20 protein-coding genes and 1 other RNA gene are annotated in these 23,306 nt (G+C 57.0%); 11 read left to right on the forward strand and 10 right to left on the reverse strand.

Annotation, left to right across the window (positions count from 1 at the left end; translation table 11 throughout):
- The first annotated feature begins 48 nt into the window (after window positions 1-48).
- Together G5193_RS00855 and G5193_RS00860 are read left to right on the forward strand one after the other, a co-directional pair.
- Window positions 49-1,074 carry an NAD-dependent epimerase gene (locus tag G5193_RS00855; protein WP_421204709.1) on the forward strand — a complete coding sequence of 342 codons (1,026 nt, stop codon included), beginning with the start codon at window positions 49-51 and terminating at the stop codon, window positions 1,072-1,074.
- Window positions 1,074-2,240, forward strand: a complete 1,167-nt coding sequence (locus G5193_RS00860; RefSeq protein WP_216953971.1) for a nucleotide sugar dehydrogenase — start codon at window positions 1,074-1,076, stop codon at window positions 2,238-2,240. The genes G5193_RS00855 and G5193_RS00860 overlap by 1 nt, the downstream gene beginning before the upstream one ends.
- Here G5193_RS00860 and pseC read toward each other — a convergent pair.
- From pseC to suhB, 7 genes are all read right to left on the reverse strand, one after another.
- On the reverse strand, window positions 2,237-3,358 hold the full coding sequence (gene pseC / locus G5193_RS00865; protein ID WP_421204710.1) for a UDP-4-amino-4,6-dideoxy-N-acetyl-beta-L-altrosamine transaminase: 1,122 nt from the start codon (window positions 3,356-3,358) through the stop codon (window positions 2,237-2,239). The genes G5193_RS00860 and pseC overlap by 4 nt on opposite strands.
- Entirely contained in the window at window positions 3,355-4,359 is a 1,005-nt protein-coding gene (pseB, locus tag G5193_RS00870; protein ID WP_227340774.1) for a UDP-N-acetylglucosamine 4,6-dehydratase (inverting), read from the reverse strand. The genes pseC and pseB overlap by 4 nt, the downstream gene beginning before the upstream one ends.
- A 156-nt stretch (window positions 4,360-4,515) precedes the next feature.
- Entirely contained in the window at window positions 4,516-5,361 is an 846-nt protein-coding gene (locus tag G5193_RS00875) for a cobalamin-binding protein (RefSeq protein WP_421204711.1), read from the reverse strand.
- On the reverse strand, window positions 5,354-6,316 hold the full coding sequence (locus G5193_RS00880; protein WP_421204712.1) for a cobalamin biosynthesis protein CobD/CbiB: 963 nt from the start codon (window positions 6,314-6,316) through the stop codon (window positions 5,354-5,356). Before G5193_RS00880 ends, G5193_RS00875 begins: the two co-directional genes overlap by 8 nt.
- Window positions 6,313-7,005: a 5'-methylthioadenosine/S-adenosylhomocysteine nucleosidase gene (gene mtnN, locus G5193_RS00885; protein WP_021230869.1), complete on the reverse strand. Its 693-nt coding sequence runs from the start codon at window positions 7,003-7,005 to the stop codon at window positions 6,313-6,315. Before mtnN ends, G5193_RS00880 begins: the two co-directional genes overlap by 4 nt.
- Before the next feature lie 168 nt (window positions 7,006-7,173).
- Window positions 7,174-8,106, reverse strand: a complete 933-nt coding sequence (locus tag G5193_RS00890; protein WP_005361496.1) for a ZIP family metal transporter — start codon at window positions 8,104-8,106, stop codon at window positions 7,174-7,176.
- 322 nt (window positions 8,107-8,428) lie between these two features.
- Window positions 8,429-9,232: an inositol-1-monophosphatase gene (suhB, locus tag G5193_RS00895; protein ID WP_005352992.1), complete on the reverse strand. Its 804-nt coding sequence runs from the start codon at window positions 9,230-9,232 to the stop codon at window positions 8,429-8,431.
- A 199-nt stretch (window positions 9,233-9,431) separates the two neighbouring features.
- Between suhB and G5193_RS00900 the strand changes: the two genes are divergently transcribed.
- The 3 genes from G5193_RS00900 (at window position 9,432) to emrD (ending at window position 12,178) form a co-directional block, all read left to right on the forward strand.
- A complete protein-coding gene (locus G5193_RS00900; RefSeq protein WP_005352991.1) occupies window positions 9,432-9,887 on the forward strand; it encodes a hypothetical protein in 456 nt (151 codons plus the stop codon).
- 168 nt (window positions 9,888-10,055) lie between these two features.
- On the forward strand, window positions 10,056-10,718 hold the full coding sequence (locus G5193_RS00905; RefSeq protein ID WP_319920559.1) for a glutathione S-transferase family protein: 663 nt from the start codon (window positions 10,056-10,058) through the stop codon (window positions 10,716-10,718).
- A gap of 263 nt (window positions 10,719-10,981) precedes the next feature.
- Entirely contained in the window at window positions 10,982-12,178 is a 1,197-nt protein-coding gene (gene emrD / locus G5193_RS00910; protein WP_076492248.1) for a multidrug efflux MFS transporter EmrD, read from the forward strand.
- A gap of 165 nt (window positions 12,179-12,343) precedes the next feature.
- Here the strand turns inward: emrD and ssrS are convergent.
- Window positions 12,344-12,525, reverse strand: a non-coding RNA gene (ssrS, locus tag G5193_RS00915) — 6S RNA.
- Window positions 12,526-12,541: 16 nt separating this feature from the next.
- A complete protein-coding gene (gene zapA / locus G5193_RS00920) occupies window positions 12,542-12,874 on the reverse strand; it encodes a cell division protein ZapA (RefSeq protein ID WP_005333910.1) in 333 nt (110 codons plus the stop codon).
- A 173-nt stretch (window positions 12,875-13,047) separates the two neighbouring features.
- Between zapA and G5193_RS00925 the strand changes: the two genes are divergently transcribed.
- From G5193_RS00925 to gcvP, 6 genes are all read left to right on the forward strand, one after another.
- The gene (locus tag G5193_RS00925) at window positions 13,048-13,617 is read left to right on the forward strand and encodes a UPF0149 family protein (protein WP_005346580.1); all 570 of its coding nucleotides are present in this window, start codon (window positions 13,048-13,050) and stop codon (window positions 13,615-13,617) included.
- 177 nt (window positions 13,618-13,794) lie between these two features.
- Window positions 13,795-15,018, forward strand: coding sequence for a 2-octaprenyl-6-methoxyphenyl hydroxylase (gene ubiH / locus G5193_RS00930; protein WP_421204713.1), 1,224 nt, complete (start codon window positions 13,795-13,797; stop codon window positions 15,016-15,018).
- Window positions 15,019-15,154: 136 nt separating this feature from the next.
- Window positions 15,155-16,423 (forward strand): FAD-dependent 2-octaprenylphenol hydroxylase, encoded by a 1,269-nt coding sequence (locus G5193_RS00935; RefSeq protein WP_421204982.1) that lies wholly within the window; start codon window positions 15,155-15,157, stop codon window positions 16,421-16,423.
- A 417-nt stretch (window positions 16,424-16,840) separates the two neighbouring features.
- A complete protein-coding gene (gene gcvT / locus G5193_RS00940; RefSeq protein ID WP_005346577.1) occupies window positions 16,841-17,938 on the forward strand; it encodes a glycine cleavage system aminomethyltransferase GcvT in 1,098 nt (365 codons plus the stop codon).
- 86 nt (window positions 17,939-18,024) lie between these two features.
- Window positions 18,025-18,414 carry a glycine cleavage system protein GcvH gene (gene gcvH, locus G5193_RS00945; protein ID WP_005333898.1) on the forward strand — a complete coding sequence of 130 codons (390 nt, stop codon included), beginning with the start codon at window positions 18,025-18,027 and terminating at the stop codon, window positions 18,412-18,414.
- A gap of 298 nt (window positions 18,415-18,712) precedes the next feature.
- Entirely contained in the window at window positions 18,713-21,589 is a 2,877-nt protein-coding gene (gcvP, locus tag G5193_RS00950; protein ID WP_421204714.1) for an aminomethyl-transferring glycine dehydrogenase, read from the forward strand.
- A 91-nt stretch (window positions 21,590-21,680) separates the two neighbouring features.
- On the opposite strand, the gene G5193_RS00955 is transcribed toward gcvP, so the two are convergent.
- On the reverse strand, window positions 21,681-23,234 hold the full coding sequence (locus tag G5193_RS00955) for a methyl-accepting chemotaxis protein (protein ID WP_421204715.1): 1,554 nt from the start codon (window positions 23,232-23,234) through the stop codon (window positions 21,681-21,683).
- Between the last annotated feature and the right edge of the window lie 72 nt (window positions 23,235-23,306).

Consider the following 23,306-nt stretch of genomic DNA (forward strand, 5'->3'; position numbering starts at 1 on the left):
ATTTCACCTTAGCGTATAACCAAAAGCAATTTTTAACAGGTATGTCGTATGAAATATTTTGTAACTGGTGCAGCGGGATTTATCGGTGCGAAGGTGTGCGAACTACTGTGCTTGAAAGGGTATCAGGTTATAGGTATTGATAACCTAAATGATTACTATGAGGTATCTCTTAAATTAAGTAGACTTGAACAGTTAACTCCATTTTCTAACTTCAAGTTTGTAAAAATGGATGTCTCTGATAGAAAATCTATCCTGACTCTTTTTTCCAAAGAGAAGTTTGACAGAGTAATTCATCTTGCCGCTCAAGCCGGTGTTCGCCATTCAATGGAATCTCCCTTTTCTTATATTGATAGCAACGTAGACGGATTTTTGACAATTCTGGAAGGTTGTCGTCATCATCATATTGAGCATCTTGTTTATGCATCTTCTAGCTCCGTATATGGAATGAATGAGGAAATGCCATTTAGAGTGAGTGAACCCACTGACCATCCTATTTCGTTATATGCAGCGACAAAAAAAATGAATGAGCTGATGGCGCACACATATTCTCATTTGTATGGTATCCCAACCACAGGATTGCGTTTTTTCACAGTTTATGGCCCGTGGGGACGGCCGGATATGGCATTATTTAAATTTACTAAATGTATGCTGTCTGGACAGCCAATAGATGTATATAACAATGGTCTGTTAAGCCGAGATTTCACATATATAGATGACATTGCTGAAGGTGTGATCCGGGTAGCGGACGTGATACCGGTTGAAAATTCTGCCTGGCGTTGCGCAACTGGTTCTCCAGCTGATAGCAGTGCCCCTTATCGTCTATTTAACATTGGTAATGGTAGGCCGATTAAAATAGTTGATTTTATTCAATCTCTCGAGCAAGCGCTGGGGGTTAAAGCTATAAAAAATATGATGCCCATGCAGTCGGGTGATGTTTATGCGACATGGGCGGATACTGAGGATTTATTTGCTACTATTTCATATCGCCCATCAATGAAGATAGAACAGGGCATACAGAATTTTGTTGAATGGTATCGCTCTTATTATCAATTTTTGGATGTGAAGGTTCAATAATGAAAATTGCCGTTGTCGGTATAGGTTACGTAGGTTTGTCTAATGCAATATTGTTAGCTCAGAACCATCATGTTGTTGCATTTGATGTTAATCCAGAAAAAGTGTCCATGATTAACAGGCGACAATCTCCAATTATTGATTCTGATATCGATCTGTTCTTTAAACAACGGACTTTGGATCTTACCGCAACCTTGAATAAATCAACCGCTTACCAACATGCTGACTATATTATAATTGCGACGCCCACTAATTATGATCCTGATACAAATTGCTTTGATACTGCGTCGGTAGAGTCAGTTATTTTTGATATTATGGAAATTAATCCTGAGGCAGTAATTGTAATCAAGTCTACTGTTCCTGTTGGTTTTACCTCTAAAATGCGGATGACTCATAATTACGAGAATATTTTCTTTTCCCCCGAGTTTTTACGTGAAGGGAGAGCATTATATGATAACCTTTATCCATCACGTGTTATAGTCGGGGCAACAAGTGAATATGCACGAACATTTTCTAGACTTATGATTGATGGGGCAATAGAAAAAAATGTGCCAGTCATTTTTACTGAAAGTACGGAAGCAGAGGCTGTAAAATTATTTGCTAACACATATCTGGCGATGCGAATCGCATTTTTTAATGAGTTGGATACATATGCCCAAAAAAATAATCTAGAAACAAAGGATATTATTGATGGTGTTTGCCTGGACCCTCGTATTGGCCACTATTACAACAATCCATCTTTTGGTTATGGAGGTTATTGTCTGCCAAAAGACACCAAGCAGCTTCTGGCAAATTTCAACCAAGTGCCCAGCAACCTGATTAGAGCTATTGTTGATGCTAATACAACGAGAAAAGATTTTATTGCCGATACAGTTATCGCGACTAATCCTAAACGAGTAGGTATTTATCGACTAGTTATGAAGGCTGGTTCGGATAATTTTAGAGCATCGGCAATACAGGGAGTCATGAAAAGAATCAAGGCGAAGGGTATTGAGGTTGTTGTTTATGAGCCATCCTTAATGGAACCTTATTTCTTTAGGTCAAAAGTCATCACTGAAGTATCCGTATTTAAAGGTATGTGTGACATTATACTTGCCAACCGAATGAGTCCTGATTTAGCCGATGTGATTGATAAGGTCTATACACGAGACATTTTTGGCTACGACTAAAGCAGACTGCATATTTTCAATTGCTGTGCTTTTGTCAAACCAGGAAAGAGTGGCAAGGTCATTGCGCCTGCGTAAAATTGCTCAGTAGAGGGCAGGTTAGTATGAGTCCGCTTTTGATGCCAAGGTTGTTTGTAAATAGGTATATAGTGCACGTTGGCGCCGATATCCTGTGCACGTACTTTTTGGAAGAGCGCACTGCGTTGTTCAGGGGCTACATGGTGAACATAGAGATGGAAGGCACTACGCCGCTCGGTGTTGAAATGACGAGGTAGCTGGTGTGGTGCCAGTCTTTCGAAGTAGTACTGGGCAATCTCGTTACGCGTGTGAATCCATGTCTCCAGATTGGCCATCTGGCTCAACCCCAGCGCAGCCTGAATGTCGGTCATGCGGTAGTTGAAGCCGAGCATCTGCTGCTCATAGTACCAAGGGCCGTCCGGCTCATTGATAAAGTCTTCCGGTTCACGGGTGATGCCATGGCTGCGGAGCACGCGCATCGTCTTGGCAAGCGCAGGGTCGTTGGTCATGGCCATGCCACCCTCGCCAGTGGTGATGATCTTCACCGGGTGGAAGCTGAATACTGTGATGTCGCTATAGCGGCCATTGCCGGTAGGCTCACCATGATAACGGGCACCAAGGGCGTGGCAGGCATCTTCGATGATCTTGAAACCGTACTTTTGTCCCAGGCGGTGGATCTCCTGCATGTCGCAGGGGAGGCCGGCAAAGTGCACCGGTATGACTACTTTGGGTAGCTTTCCTTCCGCCTTGGCTGCAATCAGCTTCCTCTCCAGCTCCAAAGCGCACATGTTACCGGTATCTGGTTCAATATCGACAAAATCGACTTGTGCACCGCAGTAGAGAGCACAGTTGGCGGATGCAACAAAGCTGATGGGGGATGTCCAGACCCAGTCGCCGGGGCCAACGCCAAGTGCCAGACAGGCTACATGGAGTGCTGCGGTACCTGAATTGACTGCCACCCCGAATTTGGCTCCACAGTAATCGGCTACTGCTTGCTCGAAGCGGGGGACTACGGGTCCCTGGGTCAGGAAGTCGGACTTGAGAACGTCCACAACAGCATCGATATCTGCCTGGCTGATGGATTGGCGGCCATAAGGGATCATTCAGTTCTCCCCTTTTGGTTCATTTTCAAAAGCTGTTCAATGGTAAAAAAGTGAGGGTTGCTGCGAGAGTTATATTCGAAGCCCTGTTCTACCATTTTTCCTTTTTCGCCCGCCGCTGTTTTGGAGAAATCGTTGTTGCGATTATTGAAGTTGATGGTTGGGCCAATCACGAAGAAGTCATCAAACTCGAAGGTGTGATAAGAGTCATCGGCAGGACACATCACTTCATGGAGCTTTTCTCCCGGGCGAATGCCGATGATCTTGTGTGGCAGGTGAGGGGCCATGGCGCTGGCGAGCTCGGTAATTCGGACGGATGGCAACTTGGGAACAAATATTTCCCCCCCCTTCATCCGCCCAAAATTGTCCAGGACAAAATCAACCCCTTGCTGCAAGGTGATCCAGAAACGCGTCATCTCCTCATGGGTGATGGGTAACGCATCCGCCCCCTGGTCAATCAGCTTTTGGAAGAAGGGGACGACAGAGCCGCGAGAACCCACCACGTTACCGTAACGAACCACTGCAAAACGGGTGGGATCCTGCCCCGCGATGTTGTTTGCTGCCACGAAGAGCTTGTCTGATGCCAGTTTGGTGGCACCGTAGAGATTGATTGGATTGGCAGCTTTGTCAGTGGAGAGGGCAATAACTTTTTTGACTTGATTGAGCAAAGCGGCCTGGATCACGTTCTCTGCACCATGGATATTGGTTTTAATACACTCCATGGGGTTGTATTCAGCGGCTGGAACCTGTTTCAGTGCTGCTGCATGAACCACGTAATCGACGCCACGCATTGCCATGGTAAGCCGGTTGGCGTCTCGGACATCACCGATAAAATAGCGCATGCAGGGGTCGTTAAACTCCTGCTGCATCTCGAACTGTTTCAGTTCGTCACGAGAATAGATGATGAGCCGTTTCGGCTTATAACGTTCCAGTACTGTCTTGACCAATCGTTGGCCAAACGAGCCGGTGCCACCTGTGATCAGTAGCGTTTTATCGTTGAACATTGTGGGCATCTCGTCATAAAAACAGTAGATGAATCATATGCTAGCAAATAAAGTACCAGCTTTTTTGGCAAAGAGTGTGATCCATTCACAAAAACAGTTTTAAAGATTTGGGCGCACCCAGACCACCTCGGATTGGCTCGCATCAGTAGAGCTTTATCAAGATGTGCTGGAGCTCTGCGCGCTTAGCTGAATAGCCTGGCAAACCTCTTCAACCCCATTGAGGGCTCTCGGGGTGAAGCGGTGTAGTTCATCCGAGTTGATCAAATCGAGTCGCTGGTGCTGCACCGCATCGAGATTGGGCCACTTTTGCCAGTGATTCAGGGCGTCAGGATCTTGACTCCCCGCCAGGATCAGCGCGGGGTTCGCTTTGATCACCTGTTCCATGTCCACTTGAGGGTAGGGGGTCTTGGCATTTGCCATGACGTTGACCCCGCCGCAGAGTTCGATGGCCTGAGCCGGCCAGGCATTGCCACTGACGCTGGTGAGCGGTGGGTACCAGAGCTGGTAGAACACCTTGACGCCGGTTGATTGTCCATAACGCTGTTGCAGCTCATGCAGGCGCGCCAGATAGCGATCGGCGGCTTCGTTGGCACTTTTCTCAACACCCAGCAATTTGCCCAGCGCCCGCATCTCGGTCGCCAGCGAGGCAAAATCGGTGGGTTCAGAGTAGAACACCGAGATACCCAGCTGTTCCAGCGGTGCCAGCATTCGTGACTGGGCCGAGCGCCAGCCCAGGATCAGGTCCGGTTTTTGTGCCAGCAGGGCCTCGACATTGATGCTGCGATAATTGGCCACCTTGGGTTTGTTTTTCACCTCGGCGGGATAGTCTGAGGCATCATCAACGGCCACCAGTTTGTCACCGGCACCGATGTCGTAAAGCAGTTCGGTAAGATGGGGTACCACGCTCACCACCCGGCTCGGAGTCGCGGCAAACAGTACGCCGGGCAACCAGGCCAGCAGCGCGCAGGGCAGCCAAGTCGGCAATCGCAGCCATCTATCCATGAAATAACCCCGCTATCGTGACAACCAGCGCCAGTATCAACCAGCCCCAGCCGCATCCTTGCAGAATGTTGAGCACCTTGCGCGGAGTCTCGCTATCTGGCTCAGCACCTGTGCCGATGACTGGCCAGCGCTGGAGAGCCCCCTGATAGTAGCGAGGGCCACCAAGGCGGATCCGGCACTTGTCTACCAGCAGGGTGAGCAGCATCCCCATGACTGGATAGGGCCAGAGCGCGCCACTTCGCACCAGCTGTGCGGCCTGTTTGAGCCGCGGTAGCAGGAGCGGTAGCCCCAGTAGCAGGATGGTGGGAGCATTGAGCCCCTTATAGAGGGTACTGGAGGCTCGGCCAAAATAGCCAAACGCGGGATCCTTCATGCTCCAGCCCTGGCTCATCAGCTGCACCAGCCGCCAGAGCAAGGCGCCCTGTACGCCAGCCAAGGCAAATCCCAGCAGCGGGCCAGCCCATTGGCCGACCAGACGCAGGGCGCAGCTCTCCGTCACTGCTTTGGCGAGCCCCATGGTCGAGAGTTTGCCGGTCTCCCGCTTAAGCCAGGGGGCAGACTGCAATCTCGCCAGCGGCAGGGTCTCCTGGGTGGCGAGCGAGCGGGTGGCATGGGAGAGTTCGCGCAGCGGACGGGATTCGAGCATCAGCAGCAAGAACAGCAGGTCGAAGAGCGGCTCGCTCAGGGCCAGATTGCGAAGCGACCAGAGCCCGGTTGCGCAGGGGAGCCAGACTACCAGCATTGCCAGCAGGCCGGCCTGCATTTGCTGGCCGGGTGAGCCATCGGGTCTGTGTACCTTGTGCCCCAGCCGGGTCAGCAGGGGCGTGACGGCCGAAAGACGCAGATGGGATGGCCACGGGATCACCGCCTCCAGCAGGGCAGCGCCTACCAGAATGGCCGCCGTCGTCGAGAGGAGGGCGTCGGCCATCAAATCAAGCGAGCCGGTCTCGATCACAGCTTGCCGAGCATCTTGATGATCACTTCGGCGGAGTGCTTGCCGGCCACTTCGATAAAGGCATCGAAGGATTCAACCTGTTCCTTGCCAGCGATATCGGACATGGCGCGCACCACCAGATAGGGCACTTTGAACATGTGGCACACCTGACCGATGGCGGCACCTTCCATCTCGACCGCCAGCATCTGCGGGAAGTCGGCGCGAGCCTTGGCGATGGCGTCCGGTTTGCACATGAACTGATCGCCGGTGCAGATTAGGCCGACCTTGGTCTGGTGCTTGCCCTGCTCGGCGATGCAATCCTGAGCGACCGCGATGAGCTTCTCGTCGCAGGGGAAGGCGGCGGGTTGTTGCGCCATCTGGCCCATCTCGTAACCAAAGGCGGTCACGTCGACATCGTGGAAACGCATCTCGCTGGCGATCACCACATCACCGATATGCAGGTCCTGGGCAAAGCCGCCCGCAGAGCCGGTATTGATGACGCAGTCGGGGGCAAACTTTTCCAGCAGCAGGCTGGTGGCCACGCTGGCGGCGACCTTACCGATACCGGAGCGGGTCAGGATCACCTCTTTGCCTGCCAGCTCCCCTTGATAGAACTCGCAGCCGCCCAGTTGCAGGGTGGTGGGGTTGCTCATCTGGCTGCGCAGCAGGGCCACTTCTTGCTCCATGGCGCCGATAATACCTACTTTCATTGCTGACCTCGTCTTGATAGCCGTGTGGCTGAATTTAAGTTGCTGTAGATCATAACAAAAGATGGCGTCGGCGCCGAGAGGCACAAGCGAAAGGAGAGATGAAGCGCGGCGCTCCATATGGGAGCGCCGCAGGTGACAAAAAGCATTGATGAGGAGGGGAGAGTGCCTTTAGCCGAGCGCAGTATCGAGGGTCATCATCAGGGCAAAGCCTGCCATCAGACCGAGGGTGGCATAGGTCTGGTGACCGTTGCGGTGAGTCTCCGGGATCACCTCGTGCGAGACCACAAACAGCATGGCGCCGGCGGCGAGCCCAAGTCCGATGGGGTAGGCGATGGCAAGGCCACTGGAGAGCCCCACTCCGAGCAGGGCGCCAACCGGTTCGAGCAGGCCGCTGGCGATGGCAACCAGCACCGCGACAGAGGGGCGAAAACCGGCGGCGCACATGGCCAGCGCCACCGCCAATCCTTCCGGAATATCCTGTAGTGCGATGGCAGTGGTAAGCGGCAGCCCCACCGACATATCCCCCTGCGAGAAGCTCACCCCGATGGCCATCCCCTCCGGCAGGTTGTGCAGGGCGATGGCAAAGACGAACAGCCAGACCCGGGAGCAGCTCTCGTGGCCGGGGCCGCAGGGGCCGGTTTTGTCATGCTCGTGCGGGGTGAACTGATCCAGCCCCAGCATCAACAGCACCCCGAGGGTCATGCCGACAACCACCACGGCGGCGGCGCTAAAGCCGTTGCCGGTGATCCCCTCGGCAGCCTCTAGCCCCGGCAGCAGCAGGGAGAAGGCGCTGGCCGCCAGCATCATGCCTGCGGCAAAGCCGAGCATGGTGTCCTCCACTTTTTGCGGTACCGAGCGTAGAAACAGAGCGGGCAGGGCGCCGATGGCGGTGGCGGCAAACCCGGCGGCACCACCTATCAGGCCATAGCGCACGCCGCTGGTCACCTCGCCGGTAGCGAGCATGATGAGACTCTGCAACAGCAGCAACAAGACGGCAGCCAGCGCGATAAAGAGGCCGAGAGCGGTGAGCGGGCGGCTTTGCATCTGGCTGCGCAGTTGCTGTGACCAGGATAACGGAGGAAGAGCTGAGAGATGGTCCATGGCATGACCTCAAGGTGTGCAAAGTGGATGGTGGCATTACATCGATTCGGCCGCCCCTTGTCCATGTCTGCAGGGCGATTGCCGCTATCTGAAAATCTGGAAAGAGTTTATCCAGGCAACCACATGGGAACTCTTATCGGTAGCCAAAGGCGGGGGGCAAGAGGGGTTGTCTGCAAATGGCTGAAGTGGATGTTGAGAGGCAAGTGGGGATGCATCGCGAACTCTTTTAAATCAGCTGTAGATGTCTGCCTTGGTGTTCGGATAACAGATACAAGAAAACCGGCTTGCGCCGGTTTTGTTATCTGTCTGCTCGAAGGCTGGCTTATTTCGCCAGGGACTCCGGCAGCTCTTCACGGATCTTGCCGAGCATCTCTTTCAGGACACGCGGGTTGGCAACCACGATGTTGCCGGAGTTTTCGTAGTTGTGACCACCTACGAAGTCGGTGACGATGGCGCCAGCTTCTTTGGCCAGCAGTTCACCGGCAGCGGTGTCCCAGGGCTTGAGGCCGATTTCCCAGAAACCGTCGACGCGACCGGCAGCCACGTAGGCCAGATCCAGTGCGGCAGAGCCGGAGCGACGGATGTCGGCACATTCGATGAACATGCTCTGGAACATCTTCAGGTAGGACTCGATGTGGTGCTTTTGCTTGTAGGGGAAACCGGTCGCCAGCACGGTGCCAGCCAGCTCTTTGGCTTTGCCGACACGAATGCGGTAGCCGTTCAGCTGGGCGCCGCTACCACGGGTAGCAGTAAACAGCTCGTCACGGATGGGATCGTAAACAACGGCTTGTTCAGTCTTGCCCTTGACACGCAGGGCGATGGAGACGGCAAAGTGCGGAATGCCTTTGACCAGGTTGGTCGTGCCATCCAGTGGGTCAATGATCCATTGATAGTCCGGATTGGTACCGGCAATCTCACCAGACTCTTCAGCAACAATGCTGTGCTCCGGGTAAGATTTTTTGATGGTGTGAATGATGGCCGCTTCGGCTTCACGGTCAACGTTGGTCACGAAGTCATTGCTGCCTTTTTGGATAGCCTCAATGTTCTCGGGCTGGGAGAAGGCTTTTACTACAACTTGACCGGCGTTGCGCGCAGCGCGCACGGCGATATTCAGCATCGGATGCATAGGTTCACCACTGGATGTTAAAGAACGGGGGATAACAGGACGCTGTATGATACCAGTATTTTGTGCGATGGCAACTGTTATCCCCCTACGACTAATTGATTGCGACTGCCAGATCTGACGGCTCCAATATAGACCAGATCTGCGCTAGTCTTATCCCAGCAGCCGGATACAGGCTGTCATGAGCATAGGGATATGAGCCATGAATTTGTCATTAGTGAGTCAGAACGTGTCAGCAGCCAGCGAGGGACTGTTGGCCATCTTGCGGTCATCACCCGAGTATGGTGATCACTTTGCCCACATCACCGTGACCCCCCTGGCCCAGTGGCAACCGGCCAAGACGGAGGCGGCGATCCTGCTGATCGACGGCGATGCGCCCTGGCAGGATGCCGGATTTGCCCGGGGAGAGGATGAGACGATCGGTTTGCCGGTCTTGCCGCTGCTGATCCGTAAGGGAGACAAGGAGCTGACGGTCTGCGGGCCGGATGTGCGTGACCCCCGTTTCTATTTTGTCTCAAACGGCATCGTGCTGGATGAGTCGGAGCTGGCCGAGCCTGCCTGCAGCCGGGTGCTGTTGCGCAAGCTGGAGTCCTACTTCCCGCTGCTTTCCCGCCTGATCATGCTGCGCCAGCGCAAGCCGGTCGCCGTGATTAACTAATATCTACTATTGCCAGAGAGCACCAGCGGCGCACCGTGGCCTTGTTTGGCCTACGGTGCGCCGCTTTTTAATGGTCTGGAGCCGGTCACTTGTTGCAAGATGAGGCGGCTATGGTGTTGCACCCTGTTCCAACCGTGCAATCTGGCTATGACCAACAAGGAGTGAATCATGATCGACTTTTACACCGCCGCGACCCCCAATGGTTTCAAAGTGGCGATCGCCCTCGAAGAGCTGGGTTTGCCCTATCGGGTCATTCCTCTCGATTTGTCTGCACTGGATCAGAAGAAGCCCGAGTTTCTCGCCATCAACCCAAATGGCCGTATTCCGGCTATCGTCGATCGGGATAACGACGATTTCGCCGTATTCGAGTCGGGCGCCATCCTCATTTATCTGGCGGAGAAAGCGGGCAAGTTGCTGCCCGTTGATCCCAAACGCCGCTCTCAGGCCATCCAGTGGCTGATGTTCCAGATGGGCGGGGTAGGACCCATGATGGGGCAGGCCAATGTCTTCTACCGCTATTTCCCCGAGAAGATCCCCGCCGCCATCGAACGCTACCAGAAGGAGGGGCGCCGCCTGTTCGAGGTACTCGACAGCCATCTGGCCCATCACGAATATCTGGCGGACGAGTACAGCATCGCCGACATTGCCACCTGGCCCTGGGTGCGTATTTATGACTGGAGCGGCATCTCCATCGAGGGATTGCCCCATCTGCAAGCCTGGATGGGTCGCATGGCAGAGAAACCTGCCTGCCAGAAGGGGATCACCATACCGCCACGCAAGGAGCAGCCCGATGAGCTGATCAAGCAGGCGCAGCAGATGGTAACACGTTGATTTTTAACTGCTGACGGGGCGTGTTGCCCCGTAATATTAGAAAAACTAAGGCAAGCCGATTATAAAGATTCGTTCGTTTTTTGTGAGCTGAATCACTATGATGCCCCCATACCACCAAGCGTCCTGTGCGGTGGCTTGGCGGGCTCCCCGCCTACTGTTTCCAACACTGTTTTTGATTGCATCACAGCCTCTGTGATCAGATTCCTCTGGGCCATTTTGTGCCAGAGGTGCGGCAGCATTTTTTCGATTTTTTTGGGACTGATATGGATCGGCACAGTTTTTATCCGTTGTTTTTATTGACCATTCTGATGGTCGCTGTGGGCCAGATGACCCAGACCCTTTATGTTCCCTCCATTCCCATGATGGCGGGGGACTTCAATGTGGCCTCGGGCCAGTTACAGGCGGTGATGGCCTGTTACCTGATCCCCTATGGCCTCTCCCAGTTTGTCTACGGGCCGTTGTCGGATCGCATCGGCCGTCGCCCGGTGCTGATCGTCGGCATGATGGTGTTTCTGGTAGGCACCCTGATCATTCAGGTCATCCCCCATTTTGCCGCCCTGCTGGTGGGCAGCTTTATTCAGGGGCTGGGTACCGGTGCCGGTGGCGCCATGAGCCGTACCGTGATGCGCGATCGCTACAACGGCGCCGAGCTCAACCGCGCCAACAGTCTGGTGAGCATGGGGGTGATCTTCTCCCCGCTGCTGGCACCGGTGCTGGGGGGATGGCTGACCGAGCTGTTCAACTGGCGCGCCGGTTACTGGTTCCTGTTCGGTTTTGGTGCCGTAGCCACCCTGGCGATCATGGCCTGGTTTGGCGAGACCCTGCCTGCTGCTGCCCGTCAGCCACTGCGCGTCGGTGCTGCCTATCGCCATGTGCTGGGCAACCCCAAGTTTCAGGGCAACCTGCTCTGCCTGATGGCGACCTTTGCCGGTTTGGCAGTGTTCGAGGCTGCGGCCGGTGTGCTGCTCGGCGATGTGCTGAAACTGAGCGCCCGCACCGTGAGCGTGCTGTTCGTGCTGCCGCTGCCCGGCTATCTGTTCGGGGCCTGGCTTTCTGCCAAGCTGAGCTTTCGCCTGAGCCAGGGCAAGCTGATGCGCCTTGGCATCGCCTTTCTGGCGCTCGGCTCCCTCATCATTCTGGTGCCGGGGCTGTTCGGGGTGGTGAGTGCCGCCTCGCTGGTCGGTGGTGCGGCTGTCTACTTCATCGGTAGCGGTATTCTCTACCCGACCGCCACTTCCTGTGCCATCGAGCCCTTCCCGGGTCAGGCCGGTACCGCGGGTGCCATTCTCGGCGGGATGCAGAATCTGGGTGCCGGTGTGGTGACCCTGCTGGCGGCCGGTTTCCCGATGACCGGTCAGGTGACTCTGGGTGCCATCATGACCCTGATGGTGCTGATCGTGGCGCTGAGTTTTGTCTGGTTACGCCACCATGGCTCCCCCCACGAGCAGATGGCAATTTGATCTGCCGCTCTCTTTGCATCTGGAGCAAGCCCACCCTCAGCGGTGGGCTTTGTTTTATCCGGAGAACGGGCTAGGAGATCGCATTAGCTTGATGTAGTGATCGATGTTGTGAGGTTAATTCCGGAAAAGAAAAAACCCGTCACGCTGGTGACGGGCTTTTGCTGTTGGTACCCCGAGATGCCGTTGCCGGTTTGGGCCCTTGAACCGTCGGTTCAAGGCGGGGATCGGATCTGACCGCAGGCTTCTCGGTCGTGCCGAGCATGCGCAATAGCCAGAAGGCAGATCCCCTGTTTGGTATGAATATCGGCTCGGGGACTTGAACCGGCTGACAAACATCCCAGGGAATTTTAAAACGGTTTGCGATTAGGGCTGCTGCCCCTCTTCGCTGGAATCACCATATTGTCCGTGCTCGATCAGGGCTGCTTCGATGGTGCGTTGCAGCATCTTGATCCGCTTGTCCATGGTCTCAGAGTATTGGTGGTTCTTCTCTTTTTCAAGGCAGAGCTCATGACAGAAATTGAGCGCTGCCATGATAGCCAATTGCTCGTTGCTGGAGACTTTGGAGCGTTGACGCAGGTCGATCAACTTGTCGGTCAGCTGCTCGGCGGCCTGGCGCAGGGCATCCTGCTGTCCCAAGGGACAGGATACCTTGTAGGGACGTCCCAAAATGACGATTTCTACGGCCTCTGTGCTCATGCCTTCCTCAATACGGCGGAGCTGATTTCCGCCTTTATCCACGTGGACAACTGGGCGGGACTATATAGCGCAGATGCATAAGTTTCAAGGCCTTGCTGGCTCTGCAAGAGGGAGAATGCTAGGATCCTGACCATTAATTCTGCAAATTTGACTGAACTTTGAGCGGATCCTCGATGAGCAAAACGAACCCCCTTAAATATGCGGCAGTGGCCGACATCATGGAACAACATGAGCTGATGGCCAGCGCAGTAGAGGCCCATGGTGTGATCTGCGGTCTGGTGTGCGGCGGTGTGGCACTGGACGACAAGAGTTGGGTGCCCCATTTCAACGATCTGGTGAACGACGGTTTCGGCCTGCCGGCCCCGGTGCGCCAGGTGATGACCGATCTTTATCACAATGTAGTCGAGAGCTTGATGGCCCAGAAAGGCGTCGAGCTGCTGCTGCCAAGTGATGATGCCCCCCTCGACGAGCGCATCGATTCGCTGGTGGACTGGTCACAGGCGTTTCTGGCCGGTTTCGGCGTGGTGCAGCAGGAGCTCTCCCGCGCGTCGGAAGAGCTGCAGGAGATGATCCAGGATATCGCCAGCATCACTCAGGTCTCTGCCGAGTTCGATCAGGAAGATGACGAGAACGAAGCCTCCTTCCTGGTGCTCTACGAACACGTCAAGCTGGGGGTCATGATGGCCTTCGAAGAGTTTGGCAAGCGCCCCGATACCCCGAGCGCGCCGCCGACCCTTCATTGAGGTGCGGGTCAATGCGACCCTTACTGAATCTGCAAGAGCGCCTGATGGCGCTCTTTTTTATGGCGCTGTTGTGGCTAACCCTGTGAGGCACAACCGGTTTTTTGCCGGTGACCTCGCATTCGGCCTGCGGCTTTGTGATAGCATGAGGCCACCTTTTTCACTTCTTCCTCTCTGCTTATGTCTCAATCTGATGTGCGACAGGTCGATGTCACCCTAGTCGGCGGTGGAATGAGCGGCGCCGTGCTGGCCCTCTCGCTGGCAGCCCTGCTTCGATCCGATGGCTCCCCCCTCGAGATCCTGCTGCTGGAGGCAAGCGTCCCCAAACAGCACACCCATTCAGGGTTCGACGCACGCGCCATTGCGCTCTCGGCCGGTACCTGCGATGCGCTGTTGCGACGCGGACTCTGGCCGCTGTTTGCCCCCCATTGCGCCCCCATTACCCAGATCCATGTCTCGGATCGGGGCCACTTCGGTCAGGCTCGCCTGTCGGCTGCCGAATACGACCTGCCCGCGCTGGGCCAAGTGATTGAGCTTGCATCCGCCGGCAAGGAACTGCAACGGGCGATGGCGGCCTCTCCCAATATCCGGGTCTGTTGTCCGGCACGGGTGAGCGAGATTGTGCCCGATGAGGAGAAGGTGACCCTCACCCTCGAGAGCGGTGAACAGATTGAGACCCGCCTGCTGGTGGCGGCAGACGGCGGCAACTCCTTTGTGCGTCAGCACTTCAAGTTGCCGGTGACCCGCCACGACTTTGAGCAGCACGCCATCATCGCCACGGTCAAAACGGCGCAAGACCCTGAGGGACGCGCCTTCGAGCGTTTTACCGAAGGGGGGCCGCTGGCCCTGCTGCCGATGCAGGATGGGCTCTCCTCGCTGGTATGGAGCGTCGGGCAGCATGAGGTGGATGAGCTGATGGCCCTCGATGAGGTGGCGTTTCTTGCTCGTCTGCAGCAGGCCTTTGGCTGGCGGCTCGGCCGCTTCGAGCGATGTGGCGTGCGTCACGTCTATCCGCTCATTCTGACCGCCTGCGACTACCCGCTGGCCCAGCGTACCGTGCTGGTGGGCAATGCTGCTCATGCCCTGCACCCTATCGCCGGGCAGGGCTTCAACCTCGGGATGCGGGATCTGGACCTGCTTACCGGCGCCGTAGCCAAGGCGTTGGCAGAGGGGGAGGATATCGGCAGCTTCAAGGTGCTGAACGGTTACTGGCAGCAGCGTCAGCGCGATCAGGATCAGACCGTCTGGCTCACCTCTTCGCTGGCCCAGCTCTTCTCCAATGGTCACGATCCGCTGGTGGCGGGGCGCAATCTGGCGCTCACCCTGATGGGGCGATTCCCGTGCCTCAAGGCGCCGCTTGCCTCGCGCACCCTGGGCTTTGTCGCTGATGTGTGCGGCAACTAGCCAGCACTTGTTGAGTGGAACCTGTTGACCGGAAGATGGTGACCGCCATTCGTTGATCAAAACCTATTGAATAAAGAGGTGATGCCTGCGGGCGTCCCCTCGCTGGCCAGCCGGTCAGCCCAGAAAGGATGAGATGATGCAGATGCAAAATGTGGATGTGGTGATTGTCGGTGGCGGCATGGTGGGGCTGGGGCTCGCTGCGGCCCTGAAACATAGCGCCCTCAAGGTGCTGGTGGTGGAGGGGCAACTGCCCGACCCGCAGCTGGGGGAGGTGGCCGATAACCGGGTCAGCGCCCTGAGTCTGGCCAGCCAGCAGATCCTGCGTCATGTCGGCGCCTGGGACGGCATTGAAGCGCGCCGCCTGCAGGCCTACGCCAAGATGGCGGTGTGGGAGCAGGACAGTTTTGGCCATATCGACTTTGATGCCGCCAGCCTGCGTCAGGCCAACCTCGGCCACATCGTCGAGAATCGGGTGATCCAGCTGGCGCTGCTTGAGGCGATTGAAGGTGCCAGCAATATCCAGCTGCTGACCCCCGCCAGAGCCAAGAGCCTGCAGAGCGGCCCGGCGGGCGCCCTGCTGCTCCTTGAAGATGGTCAGGCCATCTCGGCCAAATTGGTGGTGGCTGCCGATGGCGCCCACTCCTGGGTGCGCCGTCAGGCTGATATCCCGCTCACCAGCTGGGATTATGGCCACCACGCGCTGGTGGCGACGGTGCGCTGCGCCGAACCCCATGAAGCTGTTGCTCGCCAGATCTTCACCCCGGATGGCCCGCTCGCCTTTTTGCCGCTGTGGCAGGAGAACCTCTGTTCCATCGTCTGGTCGCTGCCTGCGGCCCGCGCCGAGGCGCTCTGCGCCTGCGATGACGAGCAGTTCAATCGCCAGCTTACCGCCGCCTTCGATGCCCGGCTCGGTCTGTGCAAGGTGGAGGGGGCGCGCAGCGCCATTCCCCTCACTGCCCGCTATGCCCGCGACTTTGCTCGCGAGCGGCTGGTGCTGGTGGGAGATGCCGCCCACACCATCCACCCCCTGGCGGGGCAGGGGGTCAACCTTGGCCTGCTGGATGCTGCCGCGCTGGCGGAGCAGATCTTGCAAAATCATGCCGCGGGCGAGGATATCGGCCTGCTCGCCAACCTGCGCAGCTACGAGCGCTGGCGCAAGAGCGAGGCGGCTCGCATGCTGGCGGCGATGGAAGGGCTCAAGCGGCTGTTCAGCGGGGCCAACCCGCTCAAGAAGCTGGTGCGGGGCGTGGGATTGCGCGCGGCCAACCTGCTGACGCCCTTCAAGGAGGGGGTGATCCGCGCCGCCATGGGGCTGGAGGGCGAGTTACCCGCATTGGCCCGTCCTGACTGGGCTGTTGCTGCGACCAAGGGCAGTGCCATGCAGGCCAAGGGTGAAAAAAACTAATATTACTTGCCGTTTTTGACAACAAAAGTAATCCGACAAGGCTGATGACCCGTTTTGGGTGTCAGCCTTTAATTTTGCTCTGGAGCGAAACGTTTTTCTGCAAATTGTGACGAAACGGTAAAAATTAAAATTTAATCTCGCCTGAGTCGGCTTATGGCTGTTTTTATCACTGCATTTATCTTAGTGTCTGGAGTCAGTTTTACGGGAGGGGGATTAGTTTTTTTTGAGCGGCACGCTCGCCTGCTTGTCATATAATCCGCTCCGTTCAAGGAATCCCTCTTGCCTGGCAAGGGCAGGAGCGAGCACACACTTTTGGATCCGGTCGCTTTTTGTTGCACGAAGTGCAGTCAGAGCGGTGGCGCGGGTCGCAAGGGTGGTCGCCAAAGCGAAAAGGCTTTTTGCTAAGGAAAGAATGCGATGATCCAGACTACTGTACTGCATCCCAAACACCTGGAAGCCGGCGCCAAGATGGTGGACTTCCACGGTTGGGAAATGCCCATCAACTACGGCTCCCAGCTGGAAGAGCACCACGCGGTGCGCAGCGATGCCGGTATGTTCGATGTCTCCCACATGACCATCGTCGATTTGACCGGCGAACGGGTCAAAGCCTTTCTGCAACACCTGCTGGCCAACGATGTGGCCAAACTCACTGCCCCCGGCAAGGCCCTCTACAGCGGCATGCTCAATCCGGAAGGCGGCGTGATCGATGACCTCATCACCTATTACCTGACCGATACCTTCTACCGGCTGGTGGTCAACTCCGCTACCCGCGAGAAGGATCTGGCCTGGATCCGCCATCACGCCATCGATTTCGACATCACAGTGACCGAGCGTCCCGAGCTTGCGATGATTGCGGTGCAGGGCCCCAACGCCAAGGTCAAGGCTGCTGCTGTGCTGAGCGCCGCTCAGCGTACCGCCGTGGTGGGGATGAAACCCTTCTTCGGCGTGCAGGCTGGCGATCTCTTTATCGCCACTACCGGCTACACCGGCGAAGATGGTTATGAAATCGTGGTGCCGCAAGAGAAAGCCTGCGAGCTGTGGCAGGCACTGCTGGATAACGGCGTCGCCCCCTGCGGCCTCGGTGCCCGCGATACCCTGCGCCTCGAAGCGGGGATGAACCTCTACGGTCAGGATATGGACGAGTCAGTCTCTCCGCTGGCCGCCAACATGGCCTGGACCATCGCCTGGGAGCCGAGCGATCGCAACTTCATCGGCCGCGACGTGCTGGAAGCACAGAAAGCGGCGGGCAACCAGCCCAAGCTGGTGGGTCTGGTGATGGAAGAGAAAGGGGTGCTGCGTGCCGGTATGCCGGTCACCTTCACCGCGGCAAACGGTGAGAAGCGGGAAGGTGTGATCACCTCCGGCTCATTCTCCCCCACCCTGGGCTACAGTATTGCCCTGGCACGGGTGCCCCGCGATATCGGTGAATTGGCCGAGGTGGAGATCCGCAAAAAGCTGGTCACCGTGAAGGTCACCAAGCCCGCTTTCGTCCGTAACGGCCAGAAGCTGGTTTAACATCGTCTTGGGGGAGGGCTGTGCCTCCCCCCCATCCCTTTTCATATTCGTTTTTAAACGCGACTCAAAGATCAAAGGAAGCACAAATGAGCCATATCCCGAGCGAACTGAAATATGCCACTTCCCACGAGTGGATCCGTGTTGAAGCCAACGGCGAGGCCGTGGTCGGTATCACCGAGCACGCCCAGGAGCTGCTGGGTGACATGGTGTTTGTCGAGCTGCCGGAAGTGGGCAAGCAGGTCAGTGCCGGTGACGACTGCGCCGTGGCCGAGTCGGTCAAGGCGGCCTCCGACATCTACAGCCCGGTGAGCGGCGAGATCATTGCCGTTAACGAAGAGCTGGAAGGGAGCCCCGAGCTGGTCAACTCCGACCCCTACAGCGCTGGCTGGCTGTTCCGCATCAAGCTCGATGACGAGAGCGAGCTGGCCAACCTGCTGGATGCCGAAGGCTACCAGAACGTAGTGGACGAAGAGTAATGCCCCCGGGCCCTGCCAACACAGCAGGGCCCCTTTGTATGACCGCCAGCCGGGCAAGCACCGGCCGGTGGAAGGGTGAAGTCGTCCGCGCCTGCCGTTTGCCAGCCTGGGAGCCTAGGGGCAAACAGGCCGGTTCGCAACAAGGCGATCCCCTCTCGATGCTGCCGCAGCATCCGGTGCCGCGCCCTGTCTGCGGGACCCAGAACATGAGTGGAGTCGGTATCAGCCGACGATCAGGAACATCAGGTCTTGGTTATCAGGATGTCATGCCAGGACTTATTTATCAGGAAATAGGGAAATGACCCAGTCACTGTTTGAACTCGAGCAAAAAACCGATTTTGTCCGCCGCCATATCGGCCCATGCGAGGAAGAGCTGCGCCTGCTGCTGGCGACCGTTGGGGCCGAAAGCCTGGACGATTTGATTGAACAGACCGTGCCCGCCGCCATTCGCCTGCCGGGTCCGCTGGGGATCGGTGCCGGCATGACCGAAGTGGAGGCGCTGGCAAAGCTCAAGGGCTATGCCGCCCAGAACAAGATTGCCAAGAGCTATATCGGCATGGGTTATCACGATACCCATGTGCCCCACGTCATTTTGCGCAATGTGCTGGAAAATCCGGGCTGGTATACCGCCTACACCCCCTATCAGCCCGAGCTGGCACAGGGCCGTCTCGAAGCCCTGCTCAACTTCCAGCAGCTGACGCTGGATCTCACAGGCATGGATCTGGCAAGCGCCTCCCTGCTGGATGAAGCGACCGCCGCCGCCGAGGCGATGGCGCTGGCCAAACGGATGGCCAAGTCCAAATCCAACCTCTTCTTTGTTGCCGATGACGTGCACCCGCAGGTGATCGACGTGGTCAAGGAGCGCGCGGTTCACTTCGGTTTCGACGTGGCGGTTGGCGCTGCGAGCGATGCAGTGAGCGAAGAGGTGTTCGGGGCCCTGTTCCAGTACCCCACCACCACAGGTGAGGTGAAAGATCTGCGTGCCCTCATCGCCGCGGTACAGGCCCAGAAAGGGCTGGCCTGCGTCAGCGCCGATCTGCTCTCCCTGCTGCTGCTCAAATCCCCGGGCGAGCTGGGTGCCGACGTGGTGTTGGGCTCCGCCCAGCGCTTTGGTGTGCCCATGGGTTACGGTGGCCCCCACGCCGCCTTCTTCGCCACCCGCGATGCCTACAAGCGTTCGATGCCGGGCCGCATTATCGGCGTCTCCAAGGATGCCCGTGGCAAGGCCGCGCTGCGTATGGCGATGCAGACCCGCGAGCAGCATATCCGCCGCGAAAAGGCCAACTCCAACATCTGTACCGCTCAGGTGCTGCTGGCCAACATGGCGAGCTTCTACGCCGTCTATCACGGCCCGGTAGGACTGAAAACCATCGCCTCCCGCGTGCACCGTCTCACTACCATTCTGGCGCTTGGCCTCAAGGCTAAGGGGGTTGCCCTCAAGCATGCCAGCTGGTTCGATACCCTGACCGTGCTGACGGCAGATAAAGCAGCACTTATTGCCAAGGCTGAAGCTAATGGCATCAACCTGCGTGCAGACCTCGACGGTGCGGTAGGGATCTCCCTCTCTGAAACCACCACTCGCGGCGATGTGGCCGAGCTGTTCGATCTCTTCCTCGGCCAAGGCCATGGCCTCGACATCGAGGCCCTCGACAAGGCGGCGCAGACCCATCACGCCATCCCGCAGGATCTGCTGCGCACCGATGCCGTGTTGACCCACGAGGTGTTCAACAAGTACCACTCCGAAACCGAGATGCTGCGTTATATCCACCGTCTCGAAGCCAAAGATCTGGCGCTCAACTACGCCATGATTTCACTCGGCTCCTGCACCATGAAGCTCAACGCCACCGCCGAGATGATCCCGGTGACCTGGCCCGAGTTCGGCAAGTTGCACCCGTTCGCCCCGCTGGCACAGGCCAAGGGCTACCAACTGCTGCTGGCCGACCTCGAAAACTGGCTGGTGAAAGTGACCGGTTACGATGCGGTCTGCATGCAGCCCAACTCAGGTGCGCAGGGTGAATACGCAGGTCTGCTCGCCATCAAGAAGTACCACGAATCCCGCGGCGAGGGGCATCGCGACATCTGCCTGATCCCAGCTTCTGCCCACGGTACCAACCCGGCCTCTGCCCAGATGGCGGGGCTCAAGGTGATCGTCACCGCCTGTGACAAGTCCGGCAACGTGGATCTCGACGACCTGCGCGCCAAGGCGGCCGAGGCGGGGGATCAACTCTCCTGTCTGATGGTGACCTACCCCTCCACCCACGGGGTGTATGAGGAGACCATCAAGGAGGTGTGCGACATCGTTCACCAGCACGGTGGTCAGGTCTATCTGGACGGCGCCAACATGAACGCGCAAGTTGGATTGACGGCACCGGGCTTTATCGGGGCAGACGTCTCTCACCTCAACCTGCACAAGACCTTCGCCATTCCTCACGGCGGTGGCGGCCCGGGCATGGGCCCCATCGGCGTGAAGAAACATCTGGCACCGTTCGTGGCTGGTCATGCCGTGGTCAAGACCGACAAGGAGAGCCGTGACAATGGCGCCGTGTCGGCTGCACCATTCGGTTCGGCCAGCATCCTGCCCATCAGCTGGATGTATATCGCCATGCTGGGTGACGAGGGGCTAAAGAGATCCACTCAGGTCGCCATCCTCAACGCCAACTATCTGGCCAAGAAGCTGGGTGAATCCTTCCCGGTGCTCTACTCTGGCCGCAACGGTCGGGTGGCCCACGAGTGCATTCTGGATATCCGCCCGCTCAAAGAAGCTTCCGGCATTAGCGAGATGGACGTGGCCAAGCGGCTGATGGACTACGGCTTCCACGCGCCGACCATGAGCTTCCCGGTAGCGGGCACCCTGATGGTCGAGCCGACCGAGTCGGAATCCAAGCGCGAACTGGATCGCTTCGTCGAGGCGATGACGTCCATCCGCGCCGAGATTGCCAAGGTGCAGGAGGGGCAGTGGAGCCTCGCCGACAACCCGCTGGTCCATGCGCCGCACACGCAGGATGATGTGATGGATGCAGAGTGGTCCCGTGGCTACAGCCGCGCCGAGGCGGTCTTCCCGTCCGACGCCGTGCGCGCCGCCAAGTTGTGGCCCTCTGTGAACCGCATCGACGACGTCTACGGCGATCGCAACCTGTTCTGCTCCTGTATCCCGACTGAGGATTACGCCAAGTAAGTGGCGTTTAGGAGCAACAGTTAAGCCGTATAAACAACAGGGCCACCCAGACGGGTGGCCCTTCGTTTACATGGACTTTATCTGCATGCTGCTATCCGAATGTCCGGCTTAGGTCCTTGAGCTGGCTCGCTTTGCTCTGCAAGTTGGCACTGGTTTTACTGACCTGATCGATTTTGAGGCTGTTATCGTGAGAAAGTGAGGATATCTGATTGATATTACGACAGATCTCCTCGATCACCGCTTGCTGCTGGGTCGCTGCAGCGGAAACTTGATTGGAAAAATCAGAGACCTTGTCTATTTCGATCACGACCTGATTCAGGTTGCCGGTGCTTGCCCGAGTGGTTGCGAGGCAATCATTGGTTCTGGTCACATTGAGATGCATCATCTCTTTCCATCCCCCGAGGGTTTGCTGGATATGACCAATGCTGCTCTGGATCTGCTCTGTTGCTCTATGGGTTCTGGTCGACAGGCTGCGTACCTCGTCAGCCACCACTGCAAAGCCGCGTCCCTGATCGCCCGCCCGCGCTGCTTCAATGGAGGCATTGAGTGCCAGCAGGTTGGTTTGATCCGCAATCCCGCGAATTTCACTCATGATGCTGCCGATCCGTTCGGACTCGCTTGCCAGCTCGACGGCTGACTGGAAGGCCTGCTCTGCCTGGGTAGCCAGTGCCGACATCTCTTCTCCCGCATCGGAAAGCTGATTGCTGGTGGTGATGCAATGGTTGCGCGCCTCTTCGATCTGCTGGTTGCTGTCCTGAATATTGCGGCTGATCTCTTCGGCAGCTGATGCCATCTGGGTAACTGCGGTGGCGACTTGCTGAATTTGCATATCCTGTGAGGAGATATCCCTGCTGGCCAGTGCGGCCGAACCACTCAAATTGTTGGCCATGGCATTGAGCGAGAGTGTGGTGTCATCGACTCTTCCCAGCACGGTACGGATTCTGGCTTGCCAGAGCTTGATATGGAAATCGGCAATGCTGTGGGGGGCATCCCCCGAGAAGATCAGGCGGCTGATGCTGTCGTAGTCCTGCTCAAGCTGTTGCAAGAATCGCGGTGTGAGGAAGAGCGCATTACGGTTGAACCAGAGGGTGGCCAATAGGGGAATGATGATCCAGAGCGCCTGCAGTGGTGTGAGCAGCCAGAGCGCGCTGATCACGCTGAGCAGCAGCAGGGGGATGGTCATGATGGCCGGAGTGAGCAGGCGCTGCCCCATGTGAATGGCGGAGCCGGTTTCGCGTGCCTTAAGGGTTTTGTACATCTTGTTGGCACGCGCTTTGTGCTCTGCGGAGGGTCGGCAACGAACGGATTGGTAACCCACCATCTTGCCATCTTCATAGATCGGGGTGACATAGGCATCAACCCAGTAATAGCTACCATCCTTGCAGCGGTTTTTGACTATGCCCCGCCACGGCTTGCCCGCTTTTAGATGGGCCCAGAGATCGGCGAATGCCGCCTTGGGCATGTCTGGGTGGCGTACCAGGTTGTGATGTTGTCCCAGCATCTCTTCAAGGCGATAGCCTGCCACCTGACAAAACGCCGGATTGGCGTAGGTGATGTCCCCTTTGAGATCGGTGGTCGATACCAACTGGACGTTGTCGGTAAATTCAACTTCGGTATCTGTAGTGTGAGGTGTGTTGGTTACCATGATCAGGCTCCGGTTTTGCCATAACGGAATGCATCGTCTGAGTATGGCAGAGGCTGCTCATTTTATTGTGTT

This window comes from Aeromonas sp. 601027 (assembly GCF_049174455.1).
GTDB classification, from domain to species: Bacteria; Pseudomonadota; Gammaproteobacteria; order Enterobacterales; family Aeromonadaceae; genus Aeromonas; species Aeromonas veronii_A.

Bases quoted from the DNA above. Each gene is read 5' to 3' on its own strand.
- gcvH (WP_005333898.1), top strand. From the start codon at position 18,025: ATGAGCCATATCCCGAGCGAACTGAAATATGCCACTTCCCACGAGTGG.
- ubiH (WP_421204713.1), top strand. From the start codon at position 13,795: ATGTCTCAATCTGATGTGCGACAGGTCGATGTCACCCTAGTCGGCGGT.
- G5193_RS00855 (WP_421204709.1), top strand. From the start codon at position 49: ATGAAATATTTTGTAACTGGTGCAGCGGGATTTATCGGTGCGAAGGTG.
- mtnN (WP_021230869.1), bottom strand. From the start codon at position 7,005: ATGAAAGTAGGTATTATCGGCGCCATGGAGCAAGAAGTGGCCCTGCTG.
- pseC (WP_421204710.1), bottom strand. From the start codon at position 3,358: ATGATCCCTTATGGCCGCCAATCCATCAGCCAGGCAGATATCGATGCT.
- gcvT (WP_005346577.1), top strand. From the start codon at position 16,841: ATGATCCAGACTACTGTACTGCATCCCAAACACCTGGAAGCCGGCGCC.
- G5193_RS00900 (WP_005352991.1), top strand. From the start codon at position 9,432: ATGAATTTGTCATTAGTGAGTCAGAACGTGTCAGCAGCCAGCGAGGGA.
- G5193_RS00875 (WP_421204711.1), bottom strand. From the start codon at position 5,361: ATGGATAGATGGCTGCGATTGCCGACTTGGCTGCCCTGCGCGCTGCTG.
- gcvP (WP_421204714.1), top strand. From the start codon at position 18,713: ATGACCCAGTCACTGTTTGAACTCGAGCAAAAAACCGATTTTGTCCGC.
- G5193_RS00925 (WP_005346580.1), top strand. From the start codon at position 13,048: ATGAGCAAAACGAACCCCCTTAAATATGCGGCAGTGGCCGACATCATG.
- emrD (WP_076492248.1), top strand. From the start codon at position 10,982: ATGGATCGGCACAGTTTTTATCCGTTGTTTTTATTGACCATTCTGATG.
- G5193_RS00905 (WP_319920559.1), top strand. From the start codon at position 10,056: ATGATCGACTTTTACACCGCCGCGACCCCCAATGGTTTCAAAGTGGCG.
- G5193_RS00935 (WP_421204982.1), top strand. From the start codon at position 15,155: ATGCAGATGCAAAATGTGGATGTGGTGATTGTCGGTGGCGGCATGGTG.
- G5193_RS00890 (WP_005361496.1), bottom strand. From the start codon at position 8,106: ATGGACCATCTCTCAGCTCTTCCTCCGTTATCCTGGTCACAGCAACTG.
- zapA (WP_005333910.1), bottom strand. From the start codon at position 12,874: ATGAGCACAGAGGCCGTAGAAATCGTCATTTTGGGACGTCCCTACAAG.
- suhB (WP_005352992.1), bottom strand. From the start codon at position 9,232: ATGCATCCGATGCTGAATATCGCCGTGCGCGCTGCGCGCAACGCCGGT.
- G5193_RS00860 (WP_216953971.1), top strand. From the start codon at position 1,074: ATGAAAATTGCCGTTGTCGGTATAGGTTACGTAGGTTTGTCTAATGCA.
- pseB (WP_227340774.1), bottom strand. From the start codon at position 4,359: ATGTTCAACGATAAAACGCTACTGATCACAGGTGGCACCGGCTCGTTT.
- G5193_RS00955 (WP_421204715.1), bottom strand. From the start codon at position 23,234: ATGGTAACCAACACACCTCACACTACAGATACCGAAGTTGAATTTACC.